The 23091-nt window shown below is 65.8% G+C and carries 19 protein-coding genes and 1 pseudogene; 11 read left to right on the forward strand and 9 right to left on the reverse strand.

Annotated elements, in window-relative coordinates; genetic code table 11:
• Positions 1–32: 32 nt before the first annotated feature.
• The 3 genes from I6F33_RS31400 to I6F33_RS31410 form a co-directional block, all read right to left on the reverse strand.
• Positions 33–947 (reverse strand): SDR family NAD(P)-dependent oxidoreductase, encoded by a 915-nt coding sequence (locus tag I6F33_RS31400; protein ID WP_225127313.1) that lies wholly within the window; start codon positions 945–947, stop codon positions 33–35.
• Between the two features lie 187 nt (positions 948–1134).
• On the reverse strand, positions 1135–2274 hold the full coding sequence (locus tag I6F33_RS31405) for a thiolase (RefSeq protein WP_225145124.1): 1140 nt from the start codon (positions 2272–2274) through the stop codon (positions 1135–1137).
• Positions 2275–2278: 4 nt separating this feature from the next.
• A complete protein-coding gene (locus tag I6F33_RS31410) occupies positions 2279–2692 on the reverse strand; it encodes a Zn-ribbon domain-containing OB-fold protein (RefSeq protein ID WP_225145125.1) in 414 nt (137 codons plus the stop codon).
• Positions 2693–2868: 176 nt separating this feature from the next.
• On the opposite strand from I6F33_RS31410, the gene I6F33_RS31415 reads away from it, so the two are divergent.
• From I6F33_RS31415 to I6F33_RS31435, 5 genes are all read left to right on the forward strand, one after another.
• The gene (locus I6F33_RS31415) at positions 2869–4218 is read left to right on the forward strand and encodes an amidase (RefSeq protein ID WP_225145126.1); all 1350 of its coding nucleotides are present in this window, start codon (positions 2869–2871) and stop codon (positions 4216–4218) included.
• Complete coding sequence (locus tag I6F33_RS31420) at positions 4211–4897, forward strand: DUF2848 domain-containing protein (protein ID WP_036023028.1); 687 nt, start codon at positions 4211–4213, stop codon at positions 4895–4897. Before I6F33_RS31415 ends, I6F33_RS31420 begins: the two co-directional genes overlap by 8 nt.
• Positions 4898–5251: 354 nt before the next feature.
• The gene (locus tag I6F33_RS31425) at positions 5252–5998 is read left to right on the forward strand and encodes a 2OG-Fe(II) oxygenase (RefSeq protein WP_225145127.1); all 747 of its coding nucleotides are present in this window, start codon (positions 5252–5254) and stop codon (positions 5996–5998) included.
• A gap of 9 nt (positions 5999–6007) precedes the next feature.
• Entirely contained in the window at positions 6008–6661 is a 654-nt protein-coding gene (alkB, locus tag I6F33_RS31430; protein ID WP_225145128.1) for a DNA oxidative demethylase AlkB, read from the forward strand.
• 53 nt (positions 6662–6714) lie between these two features.
• Positions 6715–7956, forward strand: coding sequence for an MFS transporter (locus I6F33_RS31435; protein ID WP_225145129.1), 1242 nt, complete (start codon positions 6715–6717; stop codon positions 7954–7956).
• Here the strand turns inward: I6F33_RS31435 and I6F33_RS31440 are convergent.
• From I6F33_RS31440 to hpaH, 6 genes are all read right to left on the reverse strand, one after another.
• Complete coding sequence (locus I6F33_RS31440; RefSeq protein ID WP_225145130.1) at positions 7934–9559, reverse strand: thiamine pyrophosphate-dependent enzyme; 1626 nt, start codon at positions 9557–9559, stop codon at positions 7934–7936. The two genes, I6F33_RS31435 and I6F33_RS31440, sit on opposite strands and share 23 nt — an antisense overlap.
• Before the next feature lie 25 nt (positions 9560–9584).
• On the reverse strand, positions 9585–10454 hold the full coding sequence (locus I6F33_RS31445) for a fumarylacetoacetate hydrolase family protein (RefSeq protein ID WP_225145131.1): 870 nt from the start codon (positions 10452–10454) through the stop codon (positions 9585–9587).
• Positions 10454–11437, reverse strand: a complete 984-nt coding sequence (gene hpaD / locus I6F33_RS31450; RefSeq protein ID WP_225145132.1) for a 3,4-dihydroxyphenylacetate 2,3-dioxygenase — start codon at positions 11435–11437, stop codon at positions 10454–10456. The genes I6F33_RS31445 and hpaD overlap by 1 nt, the downstream gene beginning before the upstream one ends.
• A gap of 134 nt (positions 11438–11571) precedes the next feature.
• Positions 11572–13110, reverse strand: a complete 1539-nt coding sequence (gene hpaE / locus I6F33_RS31455) for a 5-carboxymethyl-2-hydroxymuconate semialdehyde dehydrogenase (RefSeq protein ID WP_036023037.1) — start codon at positions 13108–13110, stop codon at positions 11572–11574.
• Entirely contained in the window at positions 13103–13501 is a 399-nt protein-coding gene (locus I6F33_RS31460; protein ID WP_036023039.1) for a 5-carboxymethyl-2-hydroxymuconate Delta-isomerase, read from the reverse strand. The genes hpaE and I6F33_RS31460 overlap by 8 nt, the downstream gene beginning before the upstream one ends.
• Positions 13502–13521: 20 nt before the next feature.
• On the reverse strand, positions 13522–14328 hold the full coding sequence (gene hpaH / locus I6F33_RS31465) for a 2-oxo-hept-4-ene-1,7-dioate hydratase (RefSeq protein ID WP_225145133.1): 807 nt from the start codon (positions 14326–14328) through the stop codon (positions 13522–13524).
• Between the two features lie 111 nt (positions 14329–14439).
• On the opposite strand from hpaH, the gene hpaR reads away from it, so the two are divergent.
• From hpaR to I6F33_RS31495, 6 genes and pseudogenes are all read left to right on the forward strand, one after another.
• Positions 14440–14958: a homoprotocatechuate degradation operon regulator HpaR gene (gene hpaR, locus I6F33_RS31470; RefSeq protein ID WP_225145134.1), complete on the forward strand. Its 519-nt coding sequence runs from the start codon at positions 14440–14442 to the stop codon at positions 14956–14958.
• 116 nt (positions 14959–15074) lie between these two features.
• Positions 15075–15851, forward strand: a complete 777-nt coding sequence (locus tag I6F33_RS31475; RefSeq protein ID WP_036006167.1) for an HpcH/HpaI aldolase/citrate lyase family protein — start codon at positions 15075–15077, stop codon at positions 15849–15851.
• Positions 15852–15947: 96 nt separating this feature from the next.
• Positions 15948–17471, forward strand: a complete 1524-nt coding sequence (locus I6F33_RS31480; RefSeq protein WP_225145135.1) for a UxaA family hydrolase — start codon at positions 15948–15950, stop codon at positions 17469–17471.
• Positions 17472–17715: 244 nt separating this feature from the next.
• A complete protein-coding gene (locus I6F33_RS31485; protein WP_025034977.1) occupies positions 17716–18234 on the forward strand; it encodes a PAS domain-containing protein in 519 nt (172 codons plus the stop codon).
• Positions 18212–19515, forward strand: a pseudogene (locus tag I6F33_RS31490) (methyl-accepting chemotaxis protein). The gene I6F33_RS31485 and the pseudogene I6F33_RS31490 overlap by 23 nt, the downstream one beginning before the upstream one ends.
• 290 nt (positions 19516–19805) lie before the next feature.
• The gene (locus I6F33_RS31495) at positions 19806–23075 is read left to right on the forward strand and encodes a transglutaminase family protein (RefSeq protein ID WP_225145136.1); all 3270 of its coding nucleotides are present in this window, start codon (positions 19806–19808) and stop codon (positions 23073–23075) included.
• Positions 23076–23091 lie beyond the last annotated feature (16 nt).

Raw genomic sequence — 23091 nt, forward strand, 5'->3', positions numbered from 1 at the left:
TTCGCCATTCGCCACTCCCTATTCGCGCAATCTCACACCGGATCCCAGGTGAAGATGTCGGCCGAACGATCGAGCTTGTAGAACGAGCCCTTCAGCGCCGGCATGCCGTGGTCCGCGATCGACTGCGGAGTCCAGCCTTCGTTCCGCTGCACCGAGCGGATCGGACGGTTCTGGCTGAACAGGAAGATCTCGTTCATGCGCACGCCAAAGATCTGGCCGGTGACGTCCTTGGCGGAATCGCCGAGCAGGTAGCCGCAGAGCGGCGCGATCTTCTCCGGGCCCATCTGCTTGATCTTCTCGACGCGCGCCTTCTCGGCGTCGGTCTCGGTCGGGATGGTGCCGATCATGCGGGTCCAGGCGAACGGCGAGACGCAGTTGGAGCGGACGTTGAAGCGGCCCATGTCGAGCGCGATCGACTTCGACAGCCCGACGATGCCGAGCTTGGCCGCCGCGTAATTGGCTTGGCCGAAATTGCCGATCAGGCCGGAGGTCGAGGTGAAGTGCACGAACGAGCCCGACTCCTGCTCGCGGAAGATGCGCGCTGCGGCGTGGCTGACGTAGAACGAGCCCATCAGATGCACCTTGATGACGGCTTCGAACGCTTCCACGCTCATCTTGTGGAAGATCATGTCGCGCAGGATGCCGGCATTGTTGACGACGCCGTCGAGCCGGCCGAAATGGTCGGTCGCGGTCTTCACGATCTTGCTGGCGGGAATAGCCTCCGCCACCGACTCGAAATTGGCGACCGCCGTGCCACCGCGCTTCTTGATCTCCTCGACGACCTCCTCGGCGGGCGCCGCGTTCGCGCCGGCGCCGTCGGCGGCTCCGCCGGGATCGTTGACGACGACCTTGGCGCCCTCGGCGGCGCACAGAAGCGCAATCTCGCGCCCGATGCCACGGCCTGCGCCGGTGACGATGATGACCTTGTCTTGCAGTGATTTGCTCATGTGGGTTCTCCGCTATGCGTTCCGGCGTTTCTTACCTCGCCCCGCTTGCGGGGAGAGGTCGGATCGCATCGAAGATGCGATCCGGGTGAGGGGGTACAGGTCTCGCGGCCATCTCATCCGTGGAGAGAGGCCCCTCACCCCAACCCTCTCCCCGTAAGAACCGGGAGAGGGAGAGGCGAGCGGCGCATTACCTCTCGTTCGTAAACACGATCGTGCCACTCGCCGCGAACATGCCGCCGACGCCGTGGCACACCGAAATCTTCGCGTTCGGCACCTGCGCCGGCGCGATCCCGCGCATCTGACGCACACTCTCCTGCAGCGCGTACATGCCGTACATGCCCGAATGCATGTAGGACAGGCCGCCGCCATTGGTGTTGAGCGGCAGTTTCCCGCCGGGACGCGTGTTGCCGTCGGCGATGAACTGGCCGGTTTCCTCGTAAGGCATGAAGCCGAGGTCGCCGAGTCCGAACAACGGCAGATGCGCGAAGGCGTCGTAGATCATGAGATGGTCGACATCCCCGTGCGCGATGCCGGCTTCCTTGAACGCCAGCGGCCCGGCGGTCTTGAACGCACGCGAGGAGTTGAACGTCTCCATCTGGCTGACCATCGGCGTCTCGACGCTCTCGCCGGTGCCCATGATGTAGACCGGCTTGCGCGGAAAATCCCTGGCGCGGTCGGCCGAGGTCAGGATCAGCGCGCCGCCGCCGTCGGTGACGAGGCAGCACTGCAGAAGCCGGAACGGATAGGCGATCATGCGCGAGTTGAGGACATCGTTGACCGTGATCGGCTCCTTCATCATCGCGCGCGGATTCTTCGCCGCCCATTCCCGCTGCACCACCGCAACCGAAGCCAGCTGCTCGTGGGTGATGCCGTAGGTCTTCATGAAGCGCAGCACGGGAATAGGGAACATGCTTGGCGGGCCGTAGACGCCGAAGGGAGCCTCGAACTGGCCGTTGAGGCTGTCGGCCGGCGTCGAGCGCGGCAGTTTGCCGATCATCGACTTGCCGCTCTCGGCATGGGTGATCAGCACGGTCTTGCAGAGACCCGCCTCGATCGCCGCCGCGGCGTGGCGGACATGCAGCATGAAGGAGCAGCCGCCGACCGAGGTGCCGTCCACCCAGGTTGGCTTGATGCCGAGATAGTGGCAGACCTGCTGCGGCGTTTCGACCGCGGTGGCAAAGCCGTCGATGTCGGACAGCTTCAGCCCGGCATCGGCAATGGCGTTGAGCGCGGCATCCGCGTGCAGCTGGAGCTGCGAGGCGTTGGGGATGACACCGAGCTCGGTGGTCTCGGCCGCGCCGACGACGGCAACCTGGTTCTTGCGCATGGCCTTACCCGTTCGCCGGGCGGAAGACGGGAAGGGTGATCTTGTCGTCGAGCTCCTGGAACGCGACCTCGAGCTTCATGTCGAGCTCGAGCGCCTCGGGGGTCTGCGGGCAGTCGATGATGTTGCTCATCATCCGCGGGCCCTCGTCGAGCTCGACCACCGCGATGGCGTAAGGCGGCGTGAAGCCCGGCGCGGCCGGACGATGGTTGATCACGTAGCTGTAGAGAAAGCCCTTGCCGCTGGCCTTGAAGATGCTGACCTTGCGCGAGGCGCAGGAGGGGCAGAACGGGCGCGGCGGGAAGTAGACATGGGCACAGGCATCGCAGCGCTGCAGGCGCAATTCGCCGGCCTTGGTGCCGTCCCAAAAGTGCTGGGTCTCCGGCGTCGGTTTCGGTCGCGCGCGCTGCGGTTCGGCCATGTGGGCGGCTCCTCCCAAAAGCAGGCCTCGCGCCCGCCGGTTTCGAACTTGATGCGACAATCGACCATGGCGCGTCAACGGTCCAGCAATGCGCATGCATGCCATCATGCGCACAATGCTTGTGTCGAGCTGAGCCAGCGCTATAGATTGCGCGCGAAATATTCCGTGAGACAGACATGCCTGATTTTCCGACACTGGCGCAGCTTGCCGAAGACCTCGAAAGCGGCCGCACCACCTCCCGCAAATTGGTCGAGGCCTGCCTCGCCAGGATCGCCGACCCCGCGGGCGAGGGCCAGCGCGCCTTCATCCATGTCGACAAGGACGCCGCGCTCGCGGCGGCCGATGCGATGGATGGCTTGCGCAAGGCCAAGGCGGCGCCGTCGCGCTATGCGGGCATCCCGGTCTCGATCAAGGATCTGTTCGACATCAAGGGCCAGGTGACGCGCGCCGGCTCGCGCGCGCTGGATGACTCAGCCCCTGCCGAGCACGATGCCGCGACGGTGGCGCGGCTGCGCAAGGCCGGCTTCGTCGTGATTGGCCGCACCAACATGACCGAGTTCGCCTATTCCGGCATCGGCATCAATCCGCATTTTGGCACGCCGAAGGGGGTCTGGAACCGGTCCGAAGGCCACGTGCCGGGCGGCTCGTCCGCCGGCGCAGCGGTGTCCGTGCTCGACGGCATGGCGCATGGCGCGCTCGGCACCGACACCGGCGGCTCCTGCCGGATTCCGGCCGCCTTCAACGGCATCGTCGGCTACAAGCCGACGCAGCGCCGCGTGCCGCTCGACGGCTCGGTGCCGCTGTCGTTCTCGCTCGATAGCATCGGGCCGCTGGCACGATCGGTCAGTTGCTGTGCCATACTCGATGCCGTGCTCGCCAATGAGCCGATCGTCGCCTTGAGGCCGCGGCCGATCCAGGGCATGCGCCTCGCGGTGCCCACCACGATCGCGCTCGACGACCTCGACGCGGAGGTGGCCAAGACCTTCGAGCGCGCGCTGAAGACGCTGTCCGATCACGGTGCCATCATCGAGCGGATCGAGATGGCGGAGTTCCATGACGTCGGCCCGATGAACGCCAAGGGCGGTTTTGCGGCCTCCGAGAGCTATGCCTGGCACCGCTATCTCATCACGGCCAAGGGCGACGTCTACGATCCCAGGGTCGCTGTGCGCATCATGCGCGGCGAGGCGCAGAGCGCGGCCGACTACATCGACCTGCTCAACGAACGCCGCTCGCTGATCGCGCGCGTCAATGCGCGCATCGCGCCCTATGACGCGCTGGTGCTGCCGACCACGCCCAACACACCGCCGAAGATCGCCGACCTCGCCGACGATCAGGCGTTCACCCGCGAGAACATCCGCGCCTTGCGCAATTGCAGCCTGATCAACCTGATCGACGGTTGCGCCATCTCGCTGCCCTGTCATCGCGAGGGCGAGGTTCCCGTCGGCCTGATGCTGGCGGGCGCAGGCGGCTCGGACCGCCGTATCTTCGAGCTTGCTGCCGGCATGGAGGCCGTCATTCGTGTTTGATCTCACGTTCACCGTCGATGCCCAGGACACCACCACGCCGCTGACGCTGGCGATCGACCAGCTGGTCATCGCCGGCTGGACCGGCCGCGACACGGTCGCGCGCGACAAGCACATCGCCGAGCTGGAGGAGATGGGCATCGCCCGCCCTGCCTCGACGCCGATCTACTATCGCGCCTCGGCGCGCCGGCTGACCCAGGAGGACAGCATCGAATGCACCGGTGGCGATTCCTCCGGCGAGGTCGAATTCGTGCTCATCGGCTGGCAGGGCCGCATCTTCGTCGGCTGCGGCTCCGATCACACCGACCGCAAGGTCGAGGCCTACAGCGTCACCGTGTCCAAGCAGATGTGCGACAAGCCGATCGCCTCGACGCTGTGGGAGTTCGAGGACGTCATCGGTCATTGGGACAAGATGATCCTGCGCTCCTACGCCACCATCAAAGGCGAGCGCGTGCTCTACCAGGAGGGCACGTTGGATGCGATGCTGCCGGTCGCCGACCTCATCGCGCGCGGCTTTGACGGTGGCAAGTTCCCAGACGGCTGCGCCATGTTCGGCGGCACGTTCGCCGCCAAGGGCGGCATCCGCCCGGCCGACCGCTTCGACTTCGAGCTGGAAGACCCCGTGCTGAAGCGAACGATCAGGCACGGCTACGACGTGGCGACGTTGCCGGTGAGGGGGTAACTCGCGCCACAAGCGACGGCCTCGTAGGGTGGGCAAAGCGAAGCGTGCCCACGTATTGCGAAGACGTGGGCACGGCGCAAGAGCGCCTTTGCCCACCCTACGAAACTGCCGGTGAGGGGCTGATCTCTCTCCGCGGAACCAGTCTGGATTGCTTCGTCGCAAGGGCTCCTCGCAATGACGGGAGAGATACGGAAATCGGGTGGCCGTGGCGGTCGCCGTCTGCCACACCCCGTCATTCCGGGGCGCGCCCACTTGGGCGCGAGCCCGGAATCCATACTCCCGATCGTGGTTATGGATTCCGGGCTCGCGACTTCGTCGCGCCCCGGAATGACGGATGTGAATGGGATGATTGCTATGGCCATCGCGAAACGCGTTTCCGCACCAGACTCCGTTCCCAACCTCGCCGACCATGTCGACGCCCTCGACTGGCCGCAGATCACCGCCGAGCTCGACACCCAGGGCTGCGCCGTCCTGAAGAACCTGCTGACGCCGGACCAATGCCGCGCCATCGCCGCGCTCTACCCGGACGATGCGCACTTCCGCAGCCGCATCGTGATGGGCCGCCACGGCTTCGGCCGCGGCGAGTACAAGTACTTCGCCTATCCGCTGCCCGATCTGATCGCGCAGCTGCGCCCGGCGCTCTACGCGCATCTTCAAGCCGTCGCCAATCGCTGGAACGAGGCGATGGGAATCGACATCCGCTATCCCGCCGCACACGCGGCGTTCCTGAAGCGCTGCCACGATGCCGGGCAGGCGCGGCCGACGCCCCTGCTGCTGCAATATGAGGCCGGTGATTACAATTGCCTGCACCAGGACCTCTATGGCGAGCACGTGTTCCCGCTCCAGGTCGCGATCCTGCTCTCCGAGCCCGGACGCGATTTCACCGGTGGCGAGTTCGTGCTGACCGAGCAGCGCCCGCGCATGCAGTCCCGCGCCGAGGTGGTGCCGCTGGCACAGGGCGATGCGGTCGCCTTCGCTGTGCATCATCGTCCGGTGCAGGGGACACGCAGCACGTACCGCGTTAATCTCCGCCACGGCGTCAGCCGGATCAGGTCCGGCCGGCGCCACACGCTGGGTGTGATTTTTCACGATGCCAAATGAGCGCTGCGATTGACGGCTGATTTGTTCGATAGCGTCGCCGAAGCCCAACCGTCGCGCGAAAACATCGCCGACGGTGCCGTGCTGCTGCGCGGCTTCGTCAAGCCGATCGAGAGCGGGCTGATCGACGCCGTGCGCGCCATCGTGGCGCAGTCGCCGTTCCGGCGGATGACGACGCCGGGCGGCCATCTGATGTCGGTGGCGATGACCAATTGCGGCGAGCGCGGCTGGATCACCGATCACACCGGCTATCGCTACGACCCGATCGATCCGCGCACCGGTGCGCCATGGCCGGCGATGCCGCCGCTGCTCCGCGATCTCGCCCGCCACGCCGCGGAGCAGGGCGGCTTTGAAGGCTTTGCGCCCGATGCCTGCCTCGTCAACCGCTACGAGCCGGGCACGCGGCTGTCGCTCCATCAGGACAAGGACGAGCTGGACTATTCCGCGCCGATCGTCTCGGTCTCGCTCGGCCTGCCCGCGACCTTCCTGTTCGGCGGCCTCGCGCGCAATGACAAGCCGCGCCGCTTCCGCCTCGTCCATGGCGACGTGGTGGTCTGGGGCGGGGCCAGCAGGCTCGCCTATCACGGCGTCGCACCGCTCGCCGACGGCGAGCATCCGCTGCTCGGCCGGAAGCGGATCAATCTGACCTTCCGCAGGACGCGCTGACGCGTTTCCTCGCCGCCTTCGCTCGTCTAAGCTTCGGGCGGGGAGGCGGCGACATGACCACCACACAGAACTCGGCCGGCACGGGCACGGCGAACCGCACGGGGCTTTATCTCGCAGGCCTGCAATTGGTGTTCACGCTGGGCTGGACGACCTACGTCGTCTACCTGCCAAAGCTGGCCGCAGAGGTCGGCATCGCGCCGTCCGCCGTGATCCTCATCCTGATGCTGGATCAAGCGATCTTCACCATTGCCGACACCGCGATGGGAATCGCCGCCGACAGGCTCGCGCCCCATGTCGGCAGGCTCGGCCTGTTCGTCGCCCTCGTGACCGCAATCTCCTGCGGCGCCTTCGTCGCGCTGCCCTTCGTTGCCGGAGCCGGTGCGGCGGCGCAGGGCTGGTTCATCGCGCTGATCGTGGTCTGGTCGATCACGTCCTCCGCGTTGCGGGCGCCGCCGCTGACCTTGCTCGGCAAGTACCGCGCCAAGCCGCAGGTGCCGTTCCTCCCCGCGCTGACCATGCTCGGCTACGGCGTCGCCGGCGCGCTCTCGCCCTATCTCGGCGTGGTGCTGCGCGAGCACGATGCGCGGTTGCCGTTCGTGATCTCCAGCGTGGTGCTGCTCCTGACCGCGCTCGGGCTGTCCAGGATCGAGCACGACGTGGCGCGCGACACCGTTCCGCCCACACCGGACGAAGCGGCAGAGCCGCTCGGTCTCGTCCCGATCGCCTTCATCGTCGCGATGGTCGCGCTCGCACTCGGCTACCAGCTGCACTTTGCCATGAACAGCGCGCCGTTCTATCTGCGCTTTGCAACTCCCGGCGACCTGCAATGGCTGATGCCGGTGTTCTGGATCGGCTTCAACATCGCGATGTTTCCGGCAAGCCTCGTCGTCAAGCATCGCGGCGGCCTCGTCGTGATGGGCGCCGCCGGCCTGGTCGGTGCGGTGGCGATTGCGGCGGCCGAATTCGCCGGCAACCTCAACACGCTGATCGCCGCGCAATTTCTCGCCGGAGCTGCCTGGGGCTGCATGCTGATGAGCGCGGTCTCGGCTGCGCTCGCGATCGGCTCGACCGGCGCGGAAGGCAAGGTCACGGGCCTCGTCTTCTCCGCGCTTGCCCTCGGCACCTTCGCGCGGATGGCGGCGGTTGCCGGCGGCCTGCAGAAGATGCCGGAATACGCGCCGCTGCTGCACTGGGCGCCGGTCGCCTGCTGGTCGGTCGCGGGCGCCGGTCTGCTGGTGATTGCAGCCGCGCGGCTGCAGGGAAGGTCCGGCCTCAAGGCTTCGGCGGGTGAATGAAGGCCCATGGGCTGACTTCGGAATCCCTGGGCACCTCGACGGAAATCAGCACCGGCCCGCCGTGGCCAAGCGCCTTCTCCATCGCCGCCTTGAACTGCTCCGGCGCGGTGACGCGCGCAGCAGTCACGCCAAAGGACTCCGCGAGCTTTACGAAATCCGGATTCACGAGGTCGGACGCCACCACGCGGCCATCGAAATGCTGGCGTTGGTCGCGGCGGACATTGCCGTAGGCGTTGTTGTTGAACACCAGCGTCACCACGCCGATGTTGAACTGCACGGCGGTGGCAAGCTCCTGCACGCCGAACATGAAGCCGCCGTCCCCGGTGATGGCCACCACCGGCTTGTCGGGATTGGCGACCTTGGCGCCGAGCGCGGTCGGGAAACCCGAGCCGAGCGTGCCCTGGTAGCCCGAGGTGATGAAGGTGCGCGGCTGGTACACCGGAAAGCCGTACCAGGAGGCGAAGCCGACCTGCGATAGTTCGTCGGTGACGATCGCGTTCGCCGGCAGTACCTCGCGCAGGATGTTGAGATAGGCCATCTGCGGCTGGACCCGCTGGATCTCGGCTTGCGCGGCCGCGGTGGCCTCGCGGATCGTGCCGCGCCGTCCGGAGGTCTTGCTGTAGCCGGCCTTGCCCACGGCGGCAGCGAGATCGCGGGTCGCGGCCCTGGCGTCGGCGACGATCGCAGTGTCGGACGAGAACCGCCGCATCTCGACCGGATCGATGTCGATGCGGATGCACTTCAGGCCAGCGGGCCGATACGGCCAGCGCGACATGGTCGGCAGCTCCAGCCGCGTGCCGATGCCGATCATGAGATCGGTGTTCGGCCACAGCCTGTAGGCCGCGGCCATGGTGAGCCCGAGCTCGTGCGCATTGGAGACGATGCCGCGGCCGCTACGGAAGGCGACCACGGGCGCATCGATCATCTCGGCGAGTTCGAGGATCTCCTCACCCGCTTCGATCGCGCCGCTGCCGACGAAGATCATCGGCGCCTTGCTGGTCCTGATGAGCGCGGCGGCCTGCTTGATCATATCAGGATCGGGCTGCGGCGCCGGCAGCGGCTCCAGCACCTTCGCAGGCGCCGCGTCGGCGCGCTGCGTGAAGACGTCCCAGGGCATCTCGACCGAGGCGGGGCCGCGCCGTCCCGACATCATCTCCTGGAACGCGCGCGCGACGACCGTCGGCGCGTTGGCCGGATATTCGATGCGCTCGGCCCATTTCACGTAGGTGCGCAACGTCGCGAGCTGGTCCGGCATCTCATGCAGATGGCCGCGACCCTTGCCCAGGAACGAAGTCGGCACCTGGCCGGTGACGCACAGCACCGGCTCGTTGCAGCCGAACGCGGTGAGCAGCGCCGCGCTGGCATTGAGCACGCCCGGGCCGGGTACCACGCTGAACACGCCGGGCCGGCCGCTGGAGCGCGCATAGCCGAATGCCATGTAGCCGCAGGCCTGCTCGTGCCGCGCGCCGATCACCTTGAGCTGGGCCTGGTGGAAGGCGTCGAACAGGCCGTAGACCTGCGCGCCGGGCAGGCCGAACACGGTGTCGACGCCGTGGGCGACAAGCCCGCTTACGATCGCTTCGCCGCCGGTGAGGCTGGTCATTTGGCTATTCCATTTCGCTTGTTGTTCAGGCTTCGTCGACCACGCCGTTCCGCAAGCGTCCGATCCCCTCGGCCTCGACCTCGACGATGTCGCCGGGCTTCAGATATCGCGGCGGATCGAACCGCGCACCCGCGCCGGTCGGCGTGCCCGTGACGATGGTATCGCCGGGGACGAGGGTTGCGAAGGTCGAGATATAGTTCAGGAGATAGCGGAACGAAAACATCAGCCGGTTGGTGCGATCATCCTGTCTGAGCTCGCCGTTGACATGCGTGGTGAGCCTGATGTCGGCGACCTGCGATTCCCGCGTGTAGGGCACGAGCCACGGGCCGAGGCTGCCGCTGGAATCGAAGTTCTTGCCTTGCGTCACGTTGAACTTGGCGTGGCGCAGCCAGTCGCGCACCGAGCCCTCGTTGCACAGTGTCAGCGCCGCGATGTGATCGAGCGCTGTGCTTTCGGGGATATGCCGGCCTGGCTTGCCGATCACCAGCACGATCTCGCCCTCATAGTCGAGCTGCGCGGAGGCGCGCGGGCGCACCAGCGGCGTGTCGTGGCCGACGAAGGAGCGGGGCGAGCGCATGAACATGCTCGGATATTTCGGCGCCTCCTGGCCGTCCTTGTACTCGGCATTGCGGTCGGGATAGTTGACGCCGATGCAGATGATCTTCTCCGGCGCCGGGACCGGCGGCAGCCAGGTGATCTCAGTGAGCGCGTGATCCGGTTTGCGGCCGGCGGCCTCTTCGGCAAAGCTGATCAGCTTGCCCGCAGCGATCACCTCGCGCAGCGTGGGATAGTCTCTGGCGTGACGCGCGGAGAGATTGACGATGCCGCCCTCCAGGACGGCGCCATAGCTGACATCACCGTTGACGGAATAGGTGGCGAGACGAGGCAGCTTCATCAATCCGCCACCAGCACATCGGCCACGAATTTCGGCTCGCGCACGGCCTGCCCCGTGAACGGCGAGCCCTGCTCGAACCAGGAACGCGGGGCAGGGGCGCCCCACAGCGTCTGACGGCGCGGATCGCGCACCGACCAGCGCAGCGGCTCGTGGTCGTGGTCCCCGGTGAAATAATCGCTGGTGTAGAGCTCGAGGCGGTGTCCGTCGGGATCGCGCACATAGAGGAAGAACGCGTTCGAGATGCCGTGGCGTCCCGGACCGCGTTCGATGTTCTTCACGAAGCCCCGCGAAGCCATGACGTCGCAGAGATGGATGATGTTCATCGCCGTCGGCGTCCAATAGGCGAAATGGTGCAGCCGCGGACCCTTGCCGTTGGTGATGGCGAAATCGTGGACATTGCCCTTGCGATGCATCCAGGCCGCGGCGATGCGCCCGTCCGGCCCGTCCTCCTCGGCATATTCGGTGAGGCGAAAGCCGAGCCGGGCGTAGAATTCCATGGTGTCCTGCACTTCGGCGGCGAAGACGTTGAAATGGTCGAGCCGCTGCGGGTGGCAGCCCCGATAGAGGTCGTAGCGGCGCAAGAGATGCGGCCGCCGCTCCATCGCCGCGTAGAGCTCGATTCTAAAGCCAAAGGGATCGGTGAATTGCAGCGTGCGGCCCTGGAACGGCTGGTCGACGAAGGCGTAGGCGAGGCCGTTCTCGGACAGGAACGCGGCGGCCTTGTCGAGATCTTTGTCGTTGCCGACCTTGAAGCCGAGCCGGGCGCAAGCCGGCGCGGCGGCTTTCCGTAGCACCAGGGAGTGATGCTGGTGCTCCTCGGCCGCGCGCAGGTACACGACCTCGTCGTCCGCGTCCTCGACATGCAGGCCGACCATGCTTTCGTAGAACTCGCGGCTCAGCTTCAAATCGGTGACGTCGAGCACGACGTGGCTCGAGCGAATGATGTTGAACGGCGGCTCGAAGACGTGTTGCGGTACCGGCATGTGCGTTTCCCCTCTCTCGGCTTCGTCATTCCGGGGCGTGCGAAGCACGAATCCGGAATCCATTCATCCACCAACTCTGCTGCTCGATGGATTCCGGGTTCGGCTCTTCGAGCCGCCCCGGAATGACACCGCCGCTAAATTCCCAGCTTCTGAATCTTGTGCGTGCCCCGCGCCAGCGAGACGTGCTTGGTTTCCATGTAGAAGTCGAACGAATAATCGCCGCCGTCGCGCCCGATGCCTGAAGCCTTCATGCCGCCGAACGGCGTCGGCAGGTGGCGGACATTCTCCGAGTTCAGCCAGATCATGCCGGCCTCCAGCGCATCGGCAACGCGCAGCGCGCGTCCCATGTCATTGGTCCAGACATAGCCGGTCAGACCGTAACGGATGTCGTTGGCGATCTCGACCGCGTCCGCCTCGTCGCGGAACGGCAGCACGGTGAGGAACGGCCCGAACACCTCCTCCTGCGCCACCCGCATCTTGCCGTGCGCCCCGGTCACCAGTGTCGGCTCGACATAATGCCCGCCGCCGGGCCCGTCATAGGCCTTGCCGCCGACCGCGATCGTCGCGCCGTCCTGGCGCGCCACGTCGAAATACGAGCAGACCTTTGCCAAGTGCCGCTCGTGGATCAGCGGGCCGATCTCGGTGGCGGGATCGAGGGGATGGCCGACCTTGAGCGCCTTCACCCGCGCCGTCAGCTTCTCCACGAATTCTTTCGCGATGCTCTGCTGGATCAGCAGGCGGCTGGAAGAGGTGCAGCGCTCGCCGTTGAGCGAGTAGATCATGAACACGACGGCATCGAGCGCGCGGTCGAGATCGGCATCGTCGAACACGATCACCGGATTCTTGCCGCCGAGTTCGAAATGCACGCGTTTCAGCGTGGGCGCGCCCTGCATCATGATGGCCGAGCCGGTCGCGCTCTCGCCGACGAAGCCGATTGCCTTGATGGCGGGATGCTCGGTCAGCGCCTTGCCCGCTTCCTCGCCGAAACCGTGCACGGTGTTGAGCACGCCGTCGGGGACGCCGGCTTCCTTGACGAGCCTGGCGAGAATGGAGGCCGTCACCGGCGACCATTCGGCCGGCTTGTGCACGACCGTGCAGCCGGCCGCAAGCGCCGGGGCGATTTTCCAGGTCGAGAGCATGAATGGCGTATTCCATGGCGTGATCACGCCGACCGGGCCGATCGGGACCCGCGTGGAGACGTTCCAATGCTCGTCGCTCGGCGTGTTGAGGCCGTCGCGCGCCTCAGCGCATTTGTCGGCGAAGAAGCGGAAATTCTCGGCGGCGCGGATCGCGGCCTTGGCCATGAAGCGATAGGCCTGGCCGGTGTCGATGCATTCGAGCACGGCGATGTCGTCGGCGTTGTCCTCGATGGCGTCGGCCACCCGATGCAGCAGCTTCTTCCGCATGGCCGGACCCATGTCGCGCCAGGACTTGAAGGCGAGCGCAGCCGCAGTCGCCGCCGCGTCGATATCCTCGGCCTTGCCCCGCGCGACACTGGCGAGCACGGCACCATCGACCGGCGACCTGGTCTCGAACGTCTCGCCGGAGATCGAGGCGACGGTCTTTCCGTCGATCATGTGACCGATGCCGTCCGCGCGCAGAGTCTTCAAAAGCGGCGCGAGGCGGTCACGGTTGGCCTGGAACAGATCGGCTTTCGGCGTGGGCTTATCCATGAGCGGCCTCCGCTTTCAGGGCGTCGTGAATGTTGTTGCGCTTCCAGCTGGTGTCCTTGTCGTTGATCTGCATGTCGAACGACAGGGCGAACTTGCTGGCGGCGAAGACGGGATCGAGATGTCTTGAGAGCGCCTGGAAGACGTGCTCGCCGGCCTTCTGGCGGGTAGGCAGGTCGCGGCCCTCGCCGATGCGCAGCACCATGTCGAGAAAGCCGTAATCCTGCTTTGCATCCGCAATCGCATAGTGCTCGCAGCGGATGGCACGAACGCGGATGCCGCCGAGCGGGAAGATACCGGTCTCGCTAGCTGCCTTGCGCACGACCTCGCACACCGCGGCGATGTCGAGGCGGCCGTCGAGATTGGCCGAATATTCGATGGTGAAATGCGGCATCGCGGTTTCACTCCCTGTCTTCAGGCGAAGTAGCAGCTGACCGAGCCATAGGCGCCATAATCGGCCTGGATTGTGTCGCCCTTGCGGGTCTCGATCGGACGGATGAACGAGCCGGCGAGCACGACCTGGCCCGGCTCGAGCGCCAGCCCAAGCGGGGCGATCTTGTCGGCGAGCCAGGCGACGGCAGTCGCGGGATGGTTGAGCACGCCGGCGGCAAGGCCGGTCTCTTCCAGCTGGCCGTTCTTGAAGCACAGCGCTCCGATCCAGCGCAGGTCAGCATCCAGCGGGCGGATCGGCCGCCCCCCGAGCACGATGCCGGCATTCGCCGCATTGTCGGCGATGGTGTCGAAGATCTTTCGCGTCGCCTTGGTCTTGGGATCGACGCGCTCGATCCGTGTATCCAAAATCTCCAGCGCCGGTACCACGAAGTCGGTGGCGTTGAGCACGTCGAATAGCGTGCAGTCGGGCCCAGAAAGGCGCTTGCTCATGACGAAGGCGAGCTCGGCCTCGACGCGCGTCGCGATGAAGCGCTCGGTCGGCACCAATCCGCCATCGGCGAAGAACATGTCGTCGAGCAGCACGCCGGAATCCGGCTCGTCGATGCCAAGCGCGCTCTGCATCGCCTTCGAGGTCAGGCCGATCTTGTGGCCTTTGACCACGCGCCCCTCGGCGATCTTGACGTCGACCCAGGCCTTCTGAATCGCGTAGGCCTCCGCGATGCTGATGTCCGGGAAGTCCTGCGAGAGCTGCCGGATCTGCGTGCGGGTCTTCTCCGCCTGGTGCAGACGCCTCGCACAAGCTTGGATATCGTCGTTGGAAAGCGCCATTTGTGATCTTACAAATCGTGGTGCCGCGAGATACTTAACATGTTAAGTTAATGCGTCAAACACAAATTCGGCTTGCTGCACTGCAAACGTTTTGCGGCTTGAAAGGGCGTCATGACGAAGAAATCCGCCGATCCCGTCAACGGTCACCCGCCTGCTACGCGCCAGGTGCCGATGCGCGATTTCTCGCGTTCGCTGCCGATGTCGCTGCTGCGGGCCCGGGAAGCTGTGATGCGGCAGTTTCGTCCCTCGCTGCGCGAGCACGGCCTGACCGAGCAGCAATGGCGCATCCTGCGCGCACTGGCGGCGATCGAGGTGGTCGAGGTCACGGAACTCGCGCGCACCGCGTTCCTGCTCGGGCCGAGCCTGTCGCGCATCTTGCGAGACCTCGAGGCGCGCAACCTGATCGAGCGCAAGACGGCGAAAGCGGATCAGCGCCGCAGCATGGTCTCCATCTCGAAGGAGGGGCTGAAGCTGATGGCCTCTGTCGCGCCGACGTCAGAGGCGATCTATGCCGAGATCACGCGGCGCTTCGGCGCACGCAAGCTCGCCGAATTGCAGGAGATGCTCGGCGAGCTCGAACGGAGCCTTGCGGGGCTCGGCGGCGCGGACGAGACAATAGCCGGGGAGTGAAACCAGATATGCGTGCGTGCGCGGCGAGAGCCATGGACATTGACGCTTTTTTTCGCTCAAAGTGCGGCCCAACCCGATCCGCGGCGAAGTGAGAGCAACAGGGAAGGAAAGGCAACGTGGCCAATAAAGTCAAAGAGATCTGGAAGTCGGGCAAGGCGGTCGTCAACGCGTGGCTCGCCATCCCCTCCGGCTTCTCGGCCGAGATGATCGCGCAATGCGGCTTCGACAGCGTCACCGTCGACATGCAGCACGGCGTGCAGGACTATCTCTCGATGGTGCAGTGCTTCCAGGCCATGGACAAGCATCCGGTCACCCCGATGGTCCGCGTGCCCTGGAACGAGCCCGGCATCATCGGCAAGGTGCTCGATGGCGGCGCCTATGGCGTGATCTGCCCGATGGTCAACACGCCGCAGGAAGCCAGGAACCTGGTCTCCTATTCGAAATATCCGCCCAAGGGCGTGCGCTCCAACGGCCCGATCCGCGCCGGCATGTACGGCACCGCCGGCTCCTATCAGAAGACGGCCAACGACGAGATCGTGCTGCTGCCGATGATGGAGACGCGGACCGCCGTCGAGAACATGGAAGCGATCCTCGACGTCGAAGGCATCGACGGCGTCTATATCGGCCCGTCCGATCTCGGCTTCTCCTATGGCCTCGAGCCCAAGCTCGACCGCAGCGAGCCCGAGATTCTCGCGATCTACGAGAAGATCATCAAGGAGTGCGGCAAGCGCGGCCTCAACCCGGGCATCCATTGCAGCGGCGCCGAAGGCGCGGCGCGCGCGATCAACATGGGCTTCAAGCTGGTGACGCTGTCCAATGAGGTCGGCCTGATGACCACCTACGCCAAGATGCAGGTGAACGCGACCCGCAAGGATTCGGGCGGCAAGGCCTGATAAACTCGCGAACGGCGAATGGGGAGTAGCGAATAGGGCTACTCCCTTTTCCATTCGCCACTCGCCATTCGCTATTCGCCTCCGAAGGAGACTCCCATGACCATCAGCCCCGTCATCCGCCTGCATCCCGATGATGGCGTGGTGATCGCGCGCGCGAGCTTGCCGCCGGGCACATTGGTGGCCGACGGCGTGACCGCGGTCGATCGCATTCCCTCCGGCCACAAGGTCGCGATCAAGCCGATCGCCGAAGGCGAGCCGATCAGGCGCTACGGTCAGATCATCGGCTTTGCCACGCAAGCGATTGCGCCGGGCCAGCACGTGCACGTGCAGAATTGCGGAATGGGTGATTTCGCCAAGGACTATGCCTATTGCGCCGACGTCAAGCCCACGCCGAACTTCGACCTGCCGGCGACCTTCGAAGGCATCCGCCGTCCGGACGGCCGCGTCGCCACACGCAATTATATCGGCATCCTCACCTCGGTGAATTGCAGCGCGCATGTCGCCAGCCTCGTCGCCGACGTCTTCAAGAAGAATCCCTTCACCGGCGACAATCCGCTCGCCGATTTCCCCAACGTCGACGGCGTGGTCGCGCTGACCCACAAGACCGGCTGCGGCATGACGCAGAACGAGCCGCTTGCATTGCTCCGCCGCACCCTCGGCGGCTATGCCCGGCACGTCAATTTCTCCCACGTCATCGTGCTCGGTCTCGGCTGCGAGGTGAACCAGATCGGCGGCCTGATGGAAGAGCAGAAGCTTGCCGGCCGCCTGCGCGCGATGGACATCCAAGAGGTCGGCGGCACCCGCAAGACGGTCGAAGCCGGCATCGCCTTCGTGCGCGAGGCGCTGACTGACGCCAGCAAGGTCCAGCGCGAGACGGTGCCGGCGAGCGAGCTCACCGTGGCGCTGCAATGTGGCGGCTCGGACGGCTATTCCGGCGTATCGGCCAATCCTGCGCTCGGCGCAGCCAGCGACCTCATCGTGCGTCACGGTGGCACCGTGATCCTGTCGGAGACGCCGGAGACCTACGGCGCCGAGCATCTCTTGACGCGCCGCGCCGTCAGCCGCGAGGTCGGCGAGAAGCTGGTCGACCTGATGCGCTGGTGGGATGAGTACACCGCGCGCGAAGGCGCCGAGATGAACGCCAATCCGAGCCCCGGCAACAAGGCCGGCGGCCTTACCACCATTCTGGAGAAGTCGCTCGGCGCGATGGCGAAGGCCGGCACCACCAATCTCGTCGAGGTGCTGCGCTACGCCGAGCCCGTCACCAAGAAGGGGTTCGTGTTCATGGACACGCCCGGCTACGACCCCGTGGCCGCGACCGGGCAGGTCGCAGGAGGTGCCAACCTCGTCTGCTTCACCACGGGCCGCGGCAGTGTGTTCGGCTGCAAGCCGGCGCCGTCGATCAAGCTCGCCACCAACACGCCCATGTACAGGCGCATGGAAGAGGACATGGACGTCAATTGCGGCACCATCCTCGAAGGCGAGGAGAGCGTCGAACAATGCGGCCAGCGCATCTTCGATCTCATCCTCAAGACCGCCTCGGGCCAGCCGACCAAGAGCGAGAGCTTCGATTTCGGCGGCGCCGAGTTCGCGCCCTGGGTGCTCGGCGCGACGATGTAGTCGCGCGTCGCGCGAGCATCGCCGCGCAACCCAATCAAGCGCCGCCGGTATCCGATGATCGCAACCGGAATCGGAGCGCGTGTGGCGATCCGAAATGCAACGGCCGTTCGCTAAGTAATGATACGGAGGTGGGCGCCTCCCGTGAGAAGTTCCCGGCTTACATCTGGTTAACACTGTTGCCGTAGACAGGAGGCGATGCGGCTTCACAGCGTGGTGGGGCCGGCGTGATTTGAGGATCGAGCCGATGCAAGCGATACGTCCCACTGGGGTGGAAAATCTCCTCGGTGAGGAGGAGCTGATCGTATCGAAGACCGATCTCAAAGGCCGCATCACCTACGCCAACGACGTCTTCATCCGCATGGCGAAGTACTCGTGGAAGGAGCTGATGGGCGCGCCCCACAGCCTGATCCGCCATCCCGACATGCCGCGCGCCGTCTTCAAGCTGCTCTGGGACACGCTGCAGTCCAAGCAGGAGATCTTCGCCTACGTCGTCAACCTGGCGAAGGACGGCAGTCACTATTGGGTATTCGCCCACGTCACGCCGACATTCGACGAGCGCGGCAACATCGTCGGCTATCACTCCAACCGTCGCAAGCCGGATCCCGCGCAGATCGAGCGCATCAAGCCGATCTACAAGACGCTGTGCGCTGAGGAGGCGCGGCATGCCAACGCCAAGGAGGGCATGCAGGCGAGCTTCGAGGCGATGGTCGGGCTGCTCAAGCAACAGGGTGTCGGTTACGATGAATTTGTGCTCTCTCTCTAAGGCGCAGGGAGCAACCGCGCTCGCGTGTGGTCTTGCCGTCCTTGCATTCGTTCTCTCGCTTCTCGGTATGACCGGAATCACGAGTGCCGCTTCTCTCGGCGCGACGATCGCGCTCTCCGGCTATGCCGTCTGGTGCCAGCACCGCACCGCGGTTGCCGTCGACGAGGTCGCCGCTGTGTGCCGCAAGGCGGCGGGCGGCGATCTCGAGGCGCGCATCCTCAGTGAACGGCAGGCCGGGCGCATCGGCGCCATCCAGAAATCGGTCAACGACATGCTCGACATTACCGATGCGTTCCAGCGCGAAGCTTCGGCGTCGATGGAGTATGCCAGCCGCGGCAAGTATTTCCGCAAGATCCTGGCGCGCGGATTGCCCGGCTCGTTCCGCCGCTCGCGACCGTCATCAATGCCGGCACCGACAGTCTCGGCCGCCGCGTCGTCGAGATCGCGGACCTCGCCAGGCGGTTCGGCACGCATCTCGATCAGGTTGCGGGCACGCTGATGGGCGCCGCGACCGATCTCGAATCCGATGCCGGCCAGATGGCGGCGGCGGCGGAGAAGACCAGCCTGCAAACCTCCGGCGTGCTCTCCGCGTCCGACCAGGCCTCGCGCAACGTCGCCACTGTCGCCAGCGCCGCCGAGCAGCTCGCATCGTCGATCGCCGAGATCAATCGCCAAGTGGCCGGCTCGACCGCGAGCACGGGACGGGCGGTGAACGAAGCCAATCGCGCCGGCAGCGAGATCCGGAGCCTTGCGGACGCCGCGATGCAGATCGGCGACGTCGTCAAGCTTATCAGCGAGATCGCCTCGCAGACCAACCTGCTCGCGCTCAACGCCACCATCGAGGCGGCGCGGGCAGGGGACGCCGGCCGCGGCTTCGCGGTGGTGGCCTCCGAGGTCAAGAGCCTCGCCAACCAGACCGCCAAGGCGACCGAAGAGATCAGCGCCAAGGTTGGCGAGATGCAGCAATCGACCACCAATTCGGTCGCGGCCGTCGAGGCGATCGCGCAGACCATCGCCGAGATCAACGGCATCACTGCCTCGATTGCCGCCTCGATCGAGCAGCAGGGCGCGGCGACGCGCGAGATCGCCCGCAACGTTCACGAAGCCTCCGCCGGCACCTCGCAGGTCTCCTCCAACGTGACGGGCATCAGCGAGGCCGCCGCCGACACCGGCCGCGTCGCTGCACGCGTCAACCACGCCTCCGAACGCGTCCACGGCGAAGTCGAGACGCTCCGCCGCGAAGTGACCCAATTCCTGCAAAGGCTGACCTCGGCGGCGTAGGGCTTTCAAACCCTCTCCCCTTGTGGGAGAGGGTGGCTTCGCTGAAAGCGAAGCCGGGTGAGGGGTCTCTATCCTCACGAGCGGTTTTGCGGGTTGAGAGAGACCCCTCATCCGGCGCTTCGCGCCACCTTTTCACAAGGGGAGAAGGGAAGAGCCTCGCCGGCGCGGCCCAATAACAACCACCATCACCCGCCCCGCACCTTACCTAGGCACCCCGTGCCCGTTGTTAGTGCTTGATCGCGTTCACCTCAGGTGTTCTGCTCAAAAAAGCTGCTGGAGCACCGCAACCCGTGTCGATCTACGTCGCGCTACACCACGTCACGCACTACAAATACGACCGCCCGATCGACCTTGGCCCGCAGACGATACGGCTGCGGCCGGCGCCGCATACGCGCACGCCGATCCTGAGCTATTCGCTCAAGGTCACGCCTTCCAATCATTTCGTGAACTGGCAGCAGGACCCGCAGGGCAACTGGCTGGCGCGCTACGTCTTTCCGGAGAAGACCACCGAGCTGAAATTCGAGGTCGACTTCACGGCGCAGATGACGGTGGTCAACCCGTTCGACTTCTTCGTCGAGCCCTATGCCGACAGCTTTCCGTTCGACTATCCCAAGGATCTGAAGACGGAGCTCGCGCCTTATCTCGAGACCATCAAGCCCGATCGCCTGTTCGCCAAGTTCCTCGACACCATCCCGCACGAGGCCCCGAACACCGTCAATTTCCTGGTCGACCTCAATCGCGAGATCCAGAAGAAGGTCCGCTACATCATCCGCATGGAGCCGGGCGTGCAGACGCCGGAGGAGACGCTTGTCTCCGGCGCAGGCTCATGCCGCGACTCCGCCTGGCTCTTGATCCAGACCTTGCGCCATCTCGGGCTCGCCGCCCGCTTCGTCTCGGGCTATCTGGTCCAGATCCGTCCCGACATCGATCCGATCGAGGGGCCACCGGAAGTCGAGAACGATTTTACCGATCTGCACGCCTGGGCCGAGGTCTATCTGCCGGGTGCAGGCTGGATCGGGTTCGACGCGACCTCGGGTATGCTCGCAGGCGAGGGGCACATCCCGGTCGCAGCCACGCCGCACTACCGTTCGGCGGCGCCGATCTCTGGTGGGGCCGGCTTTGCCGAGGTCGAGTTTTCCTTCGACATGAGCGTGAGGCGCATCCGCGAGGCGCCGCGCATCACAAAGCCGTTCTCCGACGAATCCTGGACGCGCCTCGACGATCTCGGCGAGCAGGTCGATGGCGATCTCGCCAGCGCGGACGTGCGCCTCACCATGGGCGGCGAGCCGACCTTCGTCTCGGTCGACGATCTCGAGGCCGGCGAGTGGAACACGGAGGCCGTCGGTCCGACCAAGCGCACGCTCGGCGACGATCTGATCCGCCGCCTGCGCACGCGCTTCGCGCCGGGCGGGCTGCTGCATTACGGCCAGGGCAAATGGTATCCGGGCGAGAGCCTGCCGCGCTGGGCCTTCGGCCTCTATTGGCGCAAGGACGGCGTGCCGATCTGGAAGAACGCCGACCTCATCGCCAGGATCGAGAATCCCAGGAGACCGGAGGTCAAGGATGCCGAGGCCTTCATGGAAGGCACGGCGGCGCGGCTCGGCGTCGACCTCGGCTACATCATGCCGGCCTATGAGGATCCCGCCTATTGGCTGCAGAAGGAAGCGGAGCTTCCGGTCAACGTCGATCCCACCGATTCCAAGCTGTCCGATCCCGAAGCGCGCGCACGGATGGCGCGGGTGTTCGATCAGGGTCTGAATACGCCGCGCGGCTTCGTGCTGCCGATCCAGCGCTGGAATGCGCCGCCGCGCTGGCGCAGCGAACGCTGGCCGCTGCGGCGCAATCATCTGTTCCTGACGCCGGGCGATTCACCGCTCGGCCTGCGCCTGCCGATCGGCTCGCTCGGTCACGTCCCGCCCAACCAATATCCCTACATCGTCGAGCAGGACCCGATGGAGCCGCGGGGCAGGCTGCCGGTGTTCACCCGCATGGCGCGTCCGCCATCGCCGCCGCGTACGGCCCCCGAGCATCTCAACACCGCTATACCCGTGCGCACGGCGATGGCCGTGGAGATCCGCGACGGCGTAATCTGCGCCTTCATGCCGCCGGTCGAGCGCATCGAGGATTATCTCGAGCTAATCTCGGCGCTCGAGGACACCGCGGAGGAGATGCAGCTTCCGGTTCATGTCGAGGGTTATCCGCCGCCGTTCGATCCGCGGATCGAGGTGATCAAGGTGACGCCCGACCCCGGTGTCATCGAGATCAACATCCAGCCGGCCAAGAGCTGGCGCGATGCGGTCGAGATCACCACCGGCCTCTACGAGGATGCGGCCAAGGTCCGCCTCGGCGCCAACCGTTTCTTGGTCGACGGCCGTCACACCGGCACCGGGGGCGGCAATCACGTCGTGGTCGGCGGCTCCTCACCGCAGGACTCGCCGTTCCTGCGCCGGCCCGATCTTCTGAAGAGCCTGGTGCTGTATTGGCAGCGCCATCCGGCGCTGTCCTATTTCTTCTCCGGTCTTTTTATCGGCCCGACCAGCCAGGCGCCGCGCATCGACGAGGCGCGCCACGACAGCATCTACGAGCTCGAGATCGCGCTCTCGCACGTGCCGCCGCCCAGCTACCAGACGCCGCTCTGGCTGGTGGACCGGCTGTTCCGGCATCTATTGGTCGACATCACCGGCAACACCCACCGCGCCGAGATCTGCATCGACAAGCTCTATTCGCCGGAAGGAACGACAGGCAGGCTCGGCCTCGTCGAATTCCGCGCGCTCGAAATGCCGCCGGATCCACGCATGTCGCTGGCGCAGCAGCTCCTGATCCGCGCGCTGATCGCAAAGTTCTGGCGTGAGCCGCTGAGCGGCAAGTTCGTGCGCTGGGGCACCGCGCTGCACGACCGCTTCATGCTGCCGCATTTCATCTGGGAAGATTTTCTCGATGTGCTCGGCGAGCTCAAGCAATCGGGCTATCCGTTCGAGCCGGAATGGTATCTGGCCCAGCTCGAATTCCGCTTTCCCGCTTTCGGCCGCATCCACCATGGCGGCGTGACGCTGGAGCTGCGGCAGGCGCTGGAGCCCTGGCACGTGCTCGGTGAGGAGGGCTCGGCCGGCGGCACCGTGCGCTATGTCGATAGCTCGGTCGAGCGGCTCCAGGTCAAGGCCGAAGGCTTCGTCGAGGGCCGCCACGTCGTCACCTGCAACGGCCGCCGCCTGCCGATGACCCCGACCGGCCGCTCCGGCGAGGCCGTGGCCGCCGTCCGCTTCAAGGCCTGGCAGCCGGCCTCCGGCCTGCACCCGACCATCCCCGTGCACGCGCCGCTGACCTTTGACCTGATCGATACCTGGAACGGCCGCTCGCTCGGCGGCTGCGTCTACCACGTCGCCCATCCTGGCGGGCGCAACTACGACACCAAGCCGGTCAATACCTACGAGGCCGAGGCCCGGCGGCTGGCGCGCTTCCAGGACCACGGCCACACCCCGGGTCCGATGCAGCCGCCGCCTGAGGAACGCACAAATGAATTTCCGCTGACCCTCGACTTGCGGACCCCGCTCCTGCAATGAGTATGATGGTGGGGGA

The organism is Bradyrhizobium sp. BRP20 (assembly GCF_020194215.1).
Lineage (GTDB): Bacteria > Pseudomonadota > Alphaproteobacteria > Rhizobiales > Xanthobacteraceae > Bradyrhizobium > Bradyrhizobium yuanmingense.

Bases quoted from the DNA above. Each gene is read 5' to 3' on its own strand.
- I6F33_RS31435 (WP_225145129.1), top strand. From the start codon at position 6,715: ATGACCACCACACAGAACTCGGCCGGCACGGGCACGGCGAACCGCACG.
- hpaD (WP_225145132.1), bottom strand. From the start codon at position 11,437: ATGCCGGTACCGCAACACGTCTTCGAGCCGCCGTTCAACATCATTCGC.
- hpaH (WP_225145133.1), bottom strand. From the start codon at position 14,328: ATGGCGCTTTCCAACGACGATATCCAAGCTTGTGCGAGGCGTCTGCAC.
- I6F33_RS31480 (WP_225145135.1), top strand. From the start codon at position 15,948: ATGACCATCAGCCCCGTCATCCGCCTGCATCCCGATGATGGCGTGGTG.
- I6F33_RS31400 (WP_225127313.1), bottom strand. From the start codon at position 947: ATGAGCAAATCACTGCAAGACAAGGTCATCATCGTCACCGGCGCAGGC.
- I6F33_RS31485 (WP_025034977.1), top strand. From the start codon at position 17,716: ATGCAAGCGATACGTCCCACTGGGGTGGAAAATCTCCTCGGTGAGGAG.
- I6F33_RS31440 (WP_225145130.1), bottom strand. From the start codon at position 9,559: ATGACCAGCCTCACCGGCGGCGAAGCGATCGTAAGCGGGCTTGTCGCC.
- hpaE (WP_036023037.1), bottom strand. From the start codon at position 13,110: ATGGATAAGCCCACGCCGAAAGCCGATCTGTTCCAGGCCAACCGTGAC.
- I6F33_RS31410 (WP_225145125.1), bottom strand. From the start codon at position 2,692: ATGGCCGAACCGCAGCGCGCGCGACCGAAACCGACGCCGGAGACCCAG.
- hpaR (WP_225145134.1), top strand. From the start codon at position 14,440: ATGACGAAGAAATCCGCCGATCCCGTCAACGGTCACCCGCCTGCTACG.
- I6F33_RS31445 (WP_225145131.1), bottom strand. From the start codon at position 10,454: ATGAAGCTGCCTCGTCTCGCCACCTATTCCGTCAACGGTGATGTCAGC.
- I6F33_RS31425 (WP_225145127.1), top strand. From the start codon at position 5,252: ATGGCCATCGCGAAACGCGTTTCCGCACCAGACTCCGTTCCCAACCTC.
- I6F33_RS31405 (WP_225145124.1), bottom strand. From the start codon at position 2,274: ATGCGCAAGAACCAGGTTGCCGTCGTCGGCGCGGCCGAGACCACCGAG.
- I6F33_RS31415 (WP_225145126.1), top strand. From the start codon at position 2,869: ATGCCTGATTTTCCGACACTGGCGCAGCTTGCCGAAGACCTCGAAAGC.
- I6F33_RS31460 (WP_036023039.1), bottom strand. From the start codon at position 13,501: ATGCCGCATTTCACCATCGAATATTCGGCCAATCTCGACGGCCGCCTC.